At 59.0% G+C, this 12,651-nt stretch carries 9 protein-coding genes; 5 read left to right on the top strand and 4 right to left on the bottom strand.

Annotation, left to right across the window (positions count from 1 at the left end; all coding sequences use genetic code 11):
* On the top strand, positions 1-754 hold a 754-nt coding region (locus tag H1Y01_RS11380; RefSeq protein WP_180540640.1), incomplete at its 5' end, for an RtcB family protein.
* 10 nt (positions 755-764) lie between these two features.
* On the opposite strand, the gene H1Y01_RS11375 is transcribed toward H1Y01_RS11380, so the two are convergent.
* The 4 genes from H1Y01_RS11375 to H1Y01_RS11360 form a co-directional block, all read right to left on the bottom strand.
* The gene (locus H1Y01_RS11375) at positions 765-2,357 is read right to left on the bottom strand and encodes an acido-empty-quinoprotein group A (RefSeq protein WP_180540642.1); all 1,593 of its coding nucleotides are present in this window, start codon (positions 2,355-2,357) and stop codon (positions 765-767) included.
* 41 nt (positions 2,358-2,398) lie between these two features.
* Positions 2,399-3,193, bottom strand: coding sequence for a c-type cytochrome (locus H1Y01_RS11370; RefSeq protein WP_219341471.1), 795 nt, complete (start codon positions 3,191-3,193; stop codon positions 2,399-2,401).
* 40 nt (positions 3,194-3,233) lie between these two features.
* On the bottom strand, positions 3,234-4,022 hold the full coding sequence (locus tag H1Y01_RS11365) for a class II aldolase/adducin family protein (protein WP_180540639.1): 789 nt from the start codon (positions 4,020-4,022) through the stop codon (positions 3,234-3,236).
* 341 nt (positions 4,023-4,363) lie between these two features.
* On the bottom strand, positions 4,364-5,464 hold the full coding sequence (locus H1Y01_RS11360; protein WP_180540638.1) for a two pore domain potassium channel family protein: 1,101 nt from the start codon (positions 5,462-5,464) through the stop codon (positions 4,364-4,366).
* Between the two features lie 69 nt (positions 5,465-5,533).
* Here H1Y01_RS11360 and H1Y01_RS11355 point away from each other — a divergent pair, with 69 nt between their 5' ends.
* The 4 genes from H1Y01_RS11355 to H1Y01_RS11340 form a co-directional block, all read left to right on the top strand.
* Positions 5,534-6,271, top strand: a complete 738-nt coding sequence (locus tag H1Y01_RS11355; protein ID WP_180540637.1) for a hypothetical protein — start codon at positions 5,534-5,536, stop codon at positions 6,269-6,271.
* A 961-nt stretch (positions 6,272-7,232) separates the two neighbouring features.
* Positions 7,233-8,882 carry an NAD+ synthase gene (locus H1Y01_RS11350; RefSeq protein WP_180540636.1) on the top strand — a complete coding sequence of 550 codons (1,650 nt, stop codon included), beginning with the start codon at positions 7,233-7,235 and terminating at the stop codon, positions 8,880-8,882.
* A gap of 17 nt (positions 8,883-8,899) precedes the next feature.
* The gene (locus tag H1Y01_RS11345; RefSeq protein ID WP_180540635.1) at positions 8,900-11,296 is read left to right on the top strand and encodes a bifunctional YncE family protein/alkaline phosphatase family protein; all 2,397 of its coding nucleotides are present in this window, start codon (positions 8,900-8,902) and stop codon (positions 11,294-11,296) included.
* Positions 11,296-12,651: glycoside hydrolase family 57 protein (locus tag H1Y01_RS11340; protein ID WP_219341470.1), on the top strand; the 1,356-nt coding region annotated here is incomplete at its 3' end. The genes H1Y01_RS11345 and H1Y01_RS11340, both read left to right, overlap by 1 nt.

The raw sequence follows: 12,651 nt of genomic DNA, 5'->3' as shown, positions 1-12,651 counted from the left end.
GCAGAAGGCAGAGGCGCAGCTCGGAACGGTCGGCTCCGGCAACCACTATGTCGACCTGATGGAGGATGAAGGCGGTTACGTCTGGATAGGGGTTCATTTCGGAAGCCGCGGCCTTGGCCACACCAGCTCAACCCGTTACCTCAAAGCCGCGGGTGGAAAGGATGGAATCAACGTGCCTCCCGCGGTGGTGAATGACGACAGTGAGATCGGCGTCCGCTATCTTGCCGCGATGGAGTTAGCCGGACGTTACGCCTATGCCGGCCGCGAGTGGGTAGTGGAGCGTGTCCGGCGACTTATCGGCGGGGAAGTAACGGAGTCGGTACATAACCATCACAACTATGCCTGGCGCGAGCAGCACGATGGACGCGACCTATGGGTAGTTCGCAAAGGAGCTACCCCGGCGTTCCCCGGACAGAAAGGTTTTGTCGGCGGCTCCATGGGTGACGATGCGGTGATCCTCGAGGGCGTCGATAGCCCGGAAGCAAAGACCGCTCTCTACTCCACTGTTCACGGCGCCGGCCGCCTGTTCGGCAGAAACGAAGCGAAGCGCCGTTTCGCCCGCAAGGAAATGGATGAATGGCTTCGCCGGCGTAATGTGCTTGTATCCGGCGGCGACCTCGACGAAAGCCCCATGGCCTACCGCAGGCTTCCCGATGTTTTGACGCATCACGCCGGTACTGTGAAGGTGCTCCACACACTAAAACCGTTCGCCGTCGCGATGGCCGGCAATGAGGCGGACCCGTTTCGGGACTAGTTAGTAGAGTTTAGGGCTCCAACGTGAACGAATACAGCGAATCTCCCGCTCCCACGACTAAGTACTGCTGCCCGTCCAGCATATAGGTGATCGGCCCATTACTTAGATCGTCCGCGAGTCCGGCATGCCATAAGATGTCTCCGTTCGCCGGATCGAACGCGACCAGGTGTCTCGCGCCGTCGCCCGTGAAGAGTAGCCTGCCGGCCGTCGTCAGCATCCCAACTGGACCGCCGCCAAACGGATAGTGGTGATCCCACGCGATCTTGCCGGTCTTGATATCGATCGCCTCCAGATCGCCGCCGAAATCACCCACGCCGCGTTCGGCCGCGCCCCAACCTTCCGGATGCGGGTCGGTGTCGGTCAAATAGAACATGCTGAACTCCTGCACGGTGCCGACGTAAAACAGTCCCGTTTGCGGATCGTAACTGGGGGGCGGCCAGTTCGTCGCGCCGCCGGTTGCCGGTGAGACCAAAACGCCATCTATGGTCGCCTCTTTGGCCGGATCGGGGATCGGTTGTCCGGATGGAGAAATACCTTTCGACCAGTTCATGGTCTTGATCATGGGAGCGGTTACCACGCTCTTGCCATTAGTGCGGTCCAGTAGAAAGAAGTAACCGTTGCGGTTGGCTTGCGCGAGTAACTTGCGCGGATGCCCGTCAATATCGGCATCAATCAGGATCGGCGTCTGGGCCGCGTCCCAATCATGCGTATCGTGCGGGGATGGCTGGAAGTACCAGACTAGCTTGCCGGTATCCACATTCAGGGCGACGATCGAACAAGTGTAGAGATTGTCTCCCTTGCGGCTCTTCCCAGTTAGTACAGGGTTTGGATTTCCTGTACCGAGGTAGTAAAGATGCAGATCCGGATCATAGGTTCCCGGAAGCCAGGTCATGCCGCCGCCGTGCCGCATCGAATACTCATCGGGCCAAGATTCGAAGCCGGGATCGCCCTTCTTCAATGGCTCGCTCCACCATTTCCACTGGATCTTCCCCGTCTCGGGATCATGCGCCTCCAGAAAGCCGGGGACATCCAGCGAATCGCCGCCCGTGCCGACTAAGATATGATTCCCGACGACAATAGGCGCAGGCGTCGAGAAGTACTCCTGCTTAACATCGGCGATCTCGGTATGCCATCGTTCCTTGCCGGTCTGCGCATCTAGGGAAACCAGATAGTTATCCGGGGTTTCGAAGTACAGCCAGTTCCCGTACATCCCCATGCCGCGGTTCCCAATGTGGATGCCGCCCCTGGTCTTCCATGTGTAGTGCCATATCTCTCGTCCGGAACGCGCGTCCACCGCCCAGGCATTGTCCGGCGTCGAGAAGTATAGAACCCCATTAACCATCAACGGCGTGGACTTAATCGTAGATACGCCGGGATCCGTCGGCGGACCTTCCGGCACCGGCCCTTCGCCGCCCACAATGGCGCCTTGGCCGATGCCGACATGGATGCGCTCGATCCAGGCCAGCGTCAGATGCTTTACGTTCGATTGATTGATCTGCGCAAGTGTGCTGAAGCGCCGGCCGGAGTAGTCTCCCTGATAAGTAGGCCATGCGTCAACCGGCGGCTTGGTGAGTAACGCCGGGTCGAGTAACTGGCCGAACATCGCGCCTGCCGACGCCAACAGGGGAAGTACTAGTCGAGTTCTCACTTAAGGGTCACCAGGTAAGCGGTCAGGTTGTGGATATCGGCATCCGACAGGCGAGTTAGCAAGTCGAGATGCGCCTGCAGGCGGTTATTGACTTCTACTCGAGGACCATCCTTAGTTCGAGCAAAGGAGTGATACGCGCCGTTCGCATCACGAAGGGCCACGTTGAAATCGTCGAGATTCATGGGCTCTCCGGTAAACGACTGGCCGGACGGAAGTGTGACGGTAAAAGACAGAGCAATGACCTGGTGCGGCGGATTGCCTTCCTTCCAGGAAAAATCCGGCCGCAGCATCTTGCCCTGCAGCGTTACGGCATCGTACTTAGCCGCGATGCCCTTCAAGTCACCCGTAACCGAATGGCAAGATGTGCAATGCCCGGCGCCGTTAAAGTAAGCTTCGCCGGCTTTCGGATCGCCTGTCACGATGTTCAGTATCTTGTAGGAATCCCGGTCCTTAGTCGCGGCGATCGAACTGTGCAGCCAGTTAGCGATATCTTTGATCTGCTGCGCAGAGAAGGGAAACGCGGGCATGCCCTTATCCGGACGGCCGTGCAGGATCACCGGACCGATGCTCTCGCCGCCTTCATCATGCAGCACCAGGACCGACCTTAGTAAATCAGGCCCTTTCTCGCCGCCTTTGGCATTGCTGCCGTGGCAGAAGCCGCAGGCCGAGGTGAAAGTCGCATGCCCGCGTTCCACGGAAGCTGGATCGGGCGCGGCCGGCGGGGTCTGGGCTGCTAAGGGGGCTGCTAAGGGAGCTGCTAAGGGAGCGCAGGCTGTGACAAGAAGCGCCACTGCGGCGCGGATCACTTTATGGCTTACTTCATGGCTTACATCAAGGTGTCGGGCGCGCATCGGAACGGGGTGCAAACTCCCAGCTTACATGCCTTTCCGGCAGGCCCCGGTAGCGCGTGGAGTTCGCGGCCGCAATGCGCCGGAGTTCGCTCTCTTCCAGGTAGCGAATGGGGGCATCCGGCGCCACGCGAAGGATGATGTTCGCCAGACCGGTCAGCATCGCTAACTCCGTGCGCGAGATGTCGCGCGCCAGCAGAACGCCGCGGCCTTCAATCACCAGGAACGGGCTGATGCCGGGGTCGTGAAAGAATACCGCCTGGCACGGGTAAAGGAACCCGCACGAGAGAATGCGGCGTGATACAGGATCGGTTCCTAGAGCATGAACCGCGCCATCTCGGGGCAGTTGCCAGCCGTCATTCCGAGCACGCGTTCGTAAGGACGCGAGGTCCGGATCGGGAAAGCAGCGCGGCGCTGCTGCGACCCTCCGCTCCACTTCGCCAAGGAGCCTCATGGCGGAATCGCAGTTGGGACCGCCAATAACAAGCCCGTGATTGGCCAGGACAAACACGTCCGCGTCGGGTAGATGAGCAAGAGCGTTCCGGATCGCGAGCGCAAGTGCGAAACCGGAGTCGACATAGGGAATCCAACTCCAGCGCAAACCGGCCAACAGATCCGTCAGGCGCGATTTCCCCTCGCGCTGAACGGCCCACGCGATGGTGCTGATCGAGTGTACATGAACGACCACCCGATGCGGCAGCACCGCATGCATCGGCGTCTCGATCGAGGGCTGAAGCGACTCGCCCGTCGTGGCATCGGAACCGGCGGGCAACTCTTCGCCGCGCGCCAGGAGATCTCTGATGCGGTCAGTCGCATGGCCACAAAGACCTCACGCTTTCGAGCGTCGGCTAACCACTTCCCGGACGCCTTTATCCAAAGGTCGCCGTCGACTTTGATCGACGTATTACCCGTACTTGCCTGAATCAAGGAAAGATCGGAACCAATGCGGGCAGACAGTCTTCGCAGACTAGCGATCTCGTGTTCCTTTGAGGAACCGTTTGCGGGTTGCGCGAGACCGTTTGCGGCCATAAGTGGATGGAAGGGTGCTCGGGAATTGTACCGCACGGAGAGCGACTTATACAACTCAACACGCTAGATCGAATCATCTCCCTGTTAACCGTGAGTAACCTTCCAGGCGCTGGTAGTCCAGTTATCCTTGGCATCCGCGGGCTTGGTCCAGGGTGGCAGCGGCATTAACAGGAACTCGCTCAACGCGAAGGCGTAAGGTTCGTACATGTCGCGCAGCTGCTTAAGAGCTGCGCATGCGTTCGGGTCGGCGCTGAGGTTGACGCTAGCGGCGCTGAGTTCCGCGCGCAGCTTGGCGAATTCTCCCTGCGGCATCCGATCACCCGCCATGGGAACTGGCGCGCGCCGAAAGACCTGCGCGATATCGACCAGGGCATGGCGGCACATCGCGAACGTGAGACGGGCTTGCCAGGGCGACATGCCTTCGATTCCGGTCATCACGAGAGCGCTGGAATCGAGGATAGCCGTTAGCGCGGCTACCCAGCTTTGGTTAGTGTGCTGGGAGCGGAAGTAGCAGAGTACCGGGTAGGAAATGTGGCTTTCCATGAGAGCCGCGGACCATTGTTCCCAGTCTCGGAGGAGGTCATTTAGTTTGTCGAAATCGCCGAACAATGCCTGGCGGCGCAACAGTTCGCCGGCGCTCGCGGGCGACCCGGCGCGCGCATCCAGCAAGGAGATATTGACTTCGCGTTGCGAGAACGAAGAGTAAAGCGTAGGTAGGTAACTAATAACAACGGCCAGAAAAGCCAGACCATTCCCCGCCTCGGCGACCGTGATAAACCTGGCCAGCCAACTGTTAGGAGTAACTTCGCCGAGACTAAGAGTAAAGAAAGTAGATCCGGTTAGATATAGGAAAGTGGGGAGACCCGCGTGCAGGCCCCCGGTTAGCGCGAGCGGCAGCCTGAGACCGAACTCGAGCAAAGCGTAACCGGCGATCAGGCCGACGGCCCAAAAGATGAACAGAGCAAGCAGCGATCCGGGACCGAAAAGCGCCAGGGTACTGTCACGTAGCTGGCGTTTCTTGATCCGGCGCGCGCCCGCCCGGAACGGCATCCAGGTTAGCTGGTAGAAGAAGCGCGTGATCCGCCAGCGCCGTTGGACGCGCCGGGGGAGGATGATGGTTTCGAACGCCTCCCACAAAATCAGCGCGATGATCAGTGGGCCGGAGATCGCGGCCGCTATGTGCATGCGGTAGATGATAGCTGAGCGCTGATAGCAAAACTACGAAGCTGGACCGCGAGCGTACCAAAGAGTGAGTTGATCGTTCCCTTGCCGGTGTATACTACCTGGCACGCCAAGTCCCGCATCGAAAGGGACGTGCCAACTAAGGAAGAACCGATGAAGGTCCTACGATGTTTCGCGCCAATGTTTTTGCTCGTTGCCCTTTCCGCAAGGCAGACCGTCTCCGCGGGAGATCTGACCATTATCAACCCGAGGTTTTCGAATATTCCCGTTCAGTGCAGCGGCGACTATGCCTTGGAGTCCTTTGACGGGGGGAATTGCACCAGCCAGTATCCACAGCAAGCATTCAACGGAGTACTGGGTATAGGTTGGGGGTTTTTATACACATATAACAGTACGATCGGCTCCGGAGCCGGACTGACTGGCCCAAATACCGCTTTCAATCCGCCCAGCTTTGCGGGTCTGCCATTCAGCCAGGCGGCTCTTTTGCAGAATGATCGGAACGAGGTTTATCAGGTCATTTTTGGATTCATTGCCGGGCAGCCATACCGACTGGCTTTTTATCTCGGTTCGCGCTACGCCAGCGGTAGCGGATTCGACGGAGATCAAACCGTTGAAGTGCTGATTGACGACCGCGTAATTGGTAGCTGGAGTCTGGTCAGCTACACGCCCTTCGCTTTACAGAACCGGTTATTCAGAGTTGCGACGACCGGTCCCCACGCTTTGAGGTTCGTCGGCGCCGCTTCAGGCGATCACACAGCATTCCTCTCGGGGGTGAGTATTGAAACCGTAGACGCTGCCGACGAGGAGTAGCTCGTCCGGGCGCTTCCACTCGTGGAGCAAGCAGGATGGAGTGACCAACGTGAAGAAGGCACGTTCGGGTCTATCTTCCAAACTCTAGGCGCCACCGTTCAGGCCAATACGACATATAGGTTGAAGATCATGTGGGGCCGGCTTCCCATTTACCGGTTATAGAGCAGCGCCGGAAACGTGGAACTCGTGGAGGGCCATAGCGCGACGCCGACCGGAGGTACGTTTGTTATTGACACAGTCGTTTATCATTCGGGAGCCAACCCGCCGCAGCTAGGCCAGCCTCTCCAAATCTTCATCAAGAGCACGGGTTTGGGCAACTAAATGTCCGTGCAGTTATCCAAGAAGCCTACGAAGCTGAGGCGCGAGGGCTGTCGCCGAATGACGTCGTGCGGGAAATCCTGGTTGCCGGGCGGCCGACGACCGTTCCGTTGGGTAATCCTGAGGACGCGGAGAGCTTGAGGAGACGGTACGAGGTGCTGCGGGAAGCCATCGCAACCGAGGAGCACGGTTCCTGGACGCGAACGCAGTCGAAGCCGAGATCGCCGAGCGGAAGGGCCTTCGAGGCTAGACTCTCTGGTAAAGCGGACCTATATCGATTCCGGTGTGTTGATAACCGGCGCGAGAGCAACTCCAGAAGTCAGCCAACCGGCGATTTCGATTTTGACCGATCCCGCGAAAGAGTTCGTGTTGCAGCGATTGGGTCAAGTTAGAGGTGCTTCCCAAAGCCAGGTTCTTTCGAAAGACCGGCGAGCTAGCCTTTTACGATCTGTACCGCCGGGTCGCAATATGGATGACTTTGCGCCGGGCCTGATTGCGGAAGCGCTAGCAGAGGCATCGCTAAGTGGACTCTCCGCCATTCATCGCACGCGCCGAATCCGGGTTGTTTCGTTAACTCCTGAAAGAGCGTAGCCGGGGTCAGCACAGAGAGGCGCTGCCCCTTCAACGCTAAAATGTCAGCTAAGTGAAGATCGCGCTCGGCCAGATGAACGCAACCGTCGGCGACCTCGCGGGGAATGTCTCGCGAATGGCCGCGTTCGCGCGCGATGCGGACGCGGCGCAAGCCGATCTGATCGTCTTCCCGGAGCTCTCGATCACCGGCTATCCTCCACGCGATCTGGTCGAAAAGGCGAGCTTCGTGCCCGCCTCCGAGCAGGCGCTGCAGGATCTGGCGGACCGCACGCGGGATCTCGACATCGGGATCATTGCCGGCTACGTCGGCCATTCAAGCTCCACCACCGGCAAGCACGCCGCCAACCGAGCGGCTTTTCTCGAAGGCGGCGAGATCCGGTTTCGGCAGACCAAATCGCTGCTGCCCACTTACGATGTTTTCGATGAAGCCCGCTATTTCGTGCCCGCGGAGAAGCGCGGAATTTTCAGGTTCCGCGGCCGCACGATCGCGCTCGCGATTTGCGAAGATGCCTGGAATGACAAGCAGTTTTGGGAGCGCCGTTTGTATCCGTTCGATCCCGTGGAGGAGATGGCGCAGCTCGGCGCGGACCTGCTGCTGAGTATCAATGGTTCTCCTTACTCGATGGGTAAACGCCTCTTCCGGCATGAGATGTTCGCCACCGCGGCGCGCCACTACGGGTTCCCGGTCGTGATGGTGAATCAGGTCGGCGGGAACGATCAGCTGGTGTTCGACGGATCGAGTTTCGTCATGAATGCGGAGGGCTCGGTGATCGCTTCCGCGCGGTCGTTCACGGAAGATTTGGTGTACGCCAACGTGTGTACCGGCTCCGGCGACCTGCGCGCCGATCTGCCGGACGAGTGCGAGGCGGCGTATCAGGCGCTAGTCCTCGGCACGCGCGATTACCTGACGAAGTGCGGTTTCAGCAAAGTGCTGATCGGGTTAAGCGGCGGCATCGATTCTTCGCTGACGGCCGTGATCGCGGTGGATGCGGTTGGCGCGGACAACGTGATGGGCGTCGGGATGCCGGGTCCGTACTCGTCCGAAGGCAGTGTCGCGGATGCGCGCGCTCTGGCCCGGAATCTCGGGATCCGCTTTGAACTGATCGCGATCACGCCGGTTTACGATGAGTTCCGCAAGACGCTATCCGGGATGTTCAACGGATTGCCGATGGATGTGACCGAAGAAAACCTGCAATCCAGATTGCGCGGCGTCACCATGATGGGTCTTTCGAATAAGTTCGGCTCGATTGTACTGACTACCGGCAATAAGAGCGAGCTGGCCGTCGGTTACTGCACTCTATACGGGGACATGTGCGGCGGTCTCGCGGTGATCAGCGACGTTCCCAAGACGCTCGTTTATGAGTTGTCGAGGGTGGCCAACCGGCGTCATCCCGGAGCAATTCCCGATAGCGTGTTTGAGAAGCCGCCGTCGGCTGAGTTGCGTCCCGATCAAAAGGATTCCGATTCGCTTCCCGAATACGAGGTTTTGGATGCGATTCTGCGGGCCTATGTGGAGGAGTTGCGTCCCCCGAGAGAAATTGCGGAGTCGCTGCAAGTACCGTTCGACGTCGTGTCAAGCGTCGTTCGCAAGGTTGATTTGAGCGAGTATAAGCGGCAGCAAGCCGCGCCCGGGCTGCGGGTAACGACCAAGGCCTTTGGTATCGGACGCCGTTTCCCGATTGCGCAGCGGTATCGCGAATAAACCCAAGAGGAACTGAAATGCGTATCTTCCCAGCCATCGGAGCCGTGTGTGTGTTGTCCGGCTTTCTGCTGTCCCAACCAGCGGCGCGTGTTCAAGTGGGACCCCTGGCGTCCGGCGGGTTTTTATTGAATAGCGGCTGGAAATTGAGTCCCGCGGGCACGCAGGTCGAAGTAGGGACGTTTCCGATGTCGACTGCGCTATCCAACGACGGACGCTATCTGCTGGTGTTGAATGGCGGCACGGCGCCCCCATCGATCAGTGTCATTCGTGTTGCGGACCGCAAAGAGGTGAGCCGCACTCCGATAAAGGACGGCTGGCTCGGGCTCGCCTTCAATCCGAAAGGTGACCACGTTTACGCGGGCGGAGGATCGCAAGCCGGAGTTCTCGAATTCGCCTTCGCCGACGGCCATTTGACTTCACCCAGGATGTTCCCGGCGGTCGACCCGGCCAAACGCACCGACGACGATTTCATCGGCGACGTGTGCTTCTCGCCCGATGGCCGCATGCTGTACGCGGCGGACGTTTACCAGGACTCCCTGGCTATTATCAATCCGCTTACGGGATTCGTGGTCGACCATGTGAAGACGGGCCGGCGCCCGTACCGCATCCTGTTCGCGCCGGATGGCAAGAGTTACTTCGTGACCAGCTGGGCCGATGGAACACTTACCGAATACTCTGCCTCGGATAACTCGATCACTACGACTATCCGTCTAGGTTCGCATCCTACGGACATGATCTGGCGGCACGGCGCCAACGGGGACCGGATCTATATCGCAGCGGCTAATACCAACTCTGTCTTCGGCGTGACGGTAAGCGAAGGCGGTTTGGAACATGCGGAAACGATCAACATTGCGATGACGCCACTGCAGCCGCTCGGTATGACTCCGTCGGCGCTCGCCCTTAGCTCCGACGCGAAGACGCTCTATGTGGTCTGTTCCAACGCGAACGCGGTGGCGCAGGTGGATCTGTCGCAGGAGAAAACCGTACTTACGGGATTTATTCCGGTGGGCTGGTATCCGACGGCAGTGCGGGCATTGAGCGACGGCACAGTTGTGGTCGTAAATGGGCGTGGGTTGGGGTCACATGCCAATCCGATGGGTCCCAATCCGACAAAGGCGGTCGCGCGGTCGCATCGGGCCGACGATCCTACTTATCAATATGTCGCGTTCATTCAGAAAGGAACTGTGTCGTTCATCGCTCCCCCGACGCCTGACCAGTTGAATACTTACTCGGACACGGTGATTGCTAACGCGGCGTACAACGATGGCAAGCTGGCAGCGAAACCGGCCTTGCCTGCCGGCATCAAACACGCCATCTTCATCGTGAAAGAGAACCGCACATACGATCAGGTTTTAGGCGACATGCGCGAGGGCAACGGCGATCCTTCATTAGTTCTCTTCGGCGAGAACGTCACACCGAACCTGCATAAGCTGGCGCGCGAGTTCGTCCTGTTGGATAACTTCTATGTGAATGCCGATGTAAGTGCGGACGGCCATAACTGGAGCACTTCGGCCATAGCCAATGACTATGTCGAAAAAATGTGGCCCAATAACTACGGCGGCCGCCGCAAGACTTATAGCTTCGAAGGCGGTGAGCCCGCGGCGCTCCCGCCGGCCGGCTTCTTATGGAACAACGCGCACATGGCCGGTGTTTCCATGCGCAATTACGGCTACTGGACGAAGAACAAGGCGACCGCCGCGGCCGACGGAACGCAGATCGATAAGGTCTATGATCCACAACTTGTCCCCGTCACCGATATGCGATATCGCGGATTCGATCTGGATTACCCGGATGTCGAACGCGCCAAGGAGTTCATCCGGGAACTTCAGGGTTTTGAGAAAAGCGGCTCCATGCCTCAACTCCTCTTTGTTCGCATGGGGAATGACCACACCTCCGGTCTCGCGCCGGGCAAGATCGCGCCCCTCAGCGCCGCGGCCGATAACGACCTCGCTGTTGGAATGCTTATCGAAGCGCTTTCGAAGAGCCGGTTCTGGGCTGAATCCGCGGTCTTCATCGTGGAAGACGACGCGCAGAATGGTCCGGATCACGTCGATTCGCACCGCTCACCCGCATTCGTGATTTCACCTTTTGTAAGGCGCCATCAGGTGGACAGCACCATGTACAACACCACCTCGATCCTGCGCACCATGGAGCTGCTTTTGGGCATACGGCCGATGACCCAATTCGATGCGGGAGCGACGGCCATGAGCGCCGTCTTTCAGATGTCGCCCGACACTTCGGCCTACACGGCCGAGCAGCCGAAAACACCACTGAACGTCCGCAATTCAGCTCGCGCGGGAAGCGGCGCCGAAGCGCATCTCGATCTGCGCGACGCCGATCTCAACGACGATGCTGAGATGAACGCGGAACTCTGGCGCGCGATCAAAGGCAATAGCATCGTAGCCCATCGATAATGCCGCGTATCTATCTGTGCTTTCTCTGGCACATGCACCAGCCGTTCTATAAGGACTTACTCTCGGGCGAGTACAAGCTGCCTTGGACGCGCATGCATGCGCTTAAAGATTACTACGGAATGGCGCGAATCTTAGAGGAGTTTCCCGCCATTCGGCAAACGTTCAACCTGGTTCCTTCCATGCTGGTCCAAGTGGAAGATTACGCGGCCGGTAAAGCGCGCGATCCTTTCCTTCAGCTCGCGCTCAAGCCGGCCGAGACATTGACGAACGATGAGCAGCAATTCATCCTGAAGCAGTTCTTTCACGCGAACCCTTCCCGCATGATTTACCGCTACCCGCGGTACGGCGAGTTATACGATGCCTGCCGCGCGCAGCGCGAATCGCCCGCATCCAAAGGCATCTTCGGACCGCAGGAGTTTCGCGATCTGCAGGTACTCTCGCAGCTTGCGTGGTTCGATGAGTATTACCAGGAGGATGATGCGCTGATCGCCGGTCTAATCCGTAAAGGACGGGACTTCAATGTGGACGATCAGGCCTTAGTGGGTGTTAAAGAACGCGAACTGATCGGCCAAACCATACCCGAATACAAGAAGCTGGCGGAGCGCGGCCAGATCGAGATCTCGACGACGCCTTTCTACCACCCCATCCTTCCGCTGCTGTGCAACTCGGACATCGCGCGGGTGTCTCATCCCGGCGTCCCGCTGCCTGCCACGTTTCAGTACCCGGAGGACGCGCGGGTGCAACTGGAGATGGCGCGAACTTACATGACTTCTCTGTTCGGGGTCGCGCCGGTGGGACTCTGGCCGTCGGAAGGTTCAGTTTCCGACGAGGTCTTCGCCATAGCGGCCGATGCCGGCTTTCAGTGGGCGGCCACGGACAACGGCATTCTCGAACGCACGCTGGGCCAGGGCGCGGGCGTCGATCAAACCTACCGGCCGTGGAAATGGAAGCAGGGCTCGCGCGAAATGGGCGTCATTTTCCGCGATCACCTGATGAGTGATCTCATCGGCTTCGTCTATTCGGGGATGAATTCACGCGACGCCGCGCGTGATTTTCTGACGCGCATCCGTGAAAATTGCGCGCCGATTCTGAACTCGGGCCGCGATGCGCTCGCGCCGATCATCCTTGACGGGGAGAATGCCTGGGAGTATTACGACCGCAACGGACGCCCCTTTTTCCGCGAGCTCTATTCCGGCATTTCAGCCGACCCGAAAATGGAGGCGATCACGGTCAGCGAAGCCTTCGCGCGCATTAAACCGTCCACCATTGACCACATATTCCCCGGCTCGTGGATCAGCGCTAATTTCGATGTTTGGATCGGCGCGGAGGAAGACAATCGCGCCTGGGAATTCGTG

Origin of the sequence: Nevskia soli, assembly GCF_903970205.1 — a bacterium.
Classification (GTDB): Bacteria; Acidobacteriota; Terriglobia; order Bryobacterales; family Bryobacteraceae; genus Bog-113.
Note: the sequence above shows the minus strand (reverse complement) of the source record. Positions and strands in the feature narration are given on the sequence as shown.

What these genes read in the sequence shown, in the direction of transcription:
- H1Y01_RS11360 (WP_180540638.1), bottom strand. Translation starts at nt 5,464, where the DNA reads ATGCACATAGCGGCCGCGATCTCCGGCCCACTGATCATCGCGCTGATT.
- H1Y01_RS11345 (WP_180540635.1), top strand. Translation starts at nt 8,900, where the DNA reads ATGCGTATCTTCCCAGCCATCGGAGCCGTGTGTGTGTTGTCCGGCTTT.
- H1Y01_RS11375 (WP_180540642.1), bottom strand. Translation starts at nt 2,357, where the DNA reads ATGTTCGGCCAGTTACTCGACCCGGCGTTACTCACCAAGCCGCCGGTT.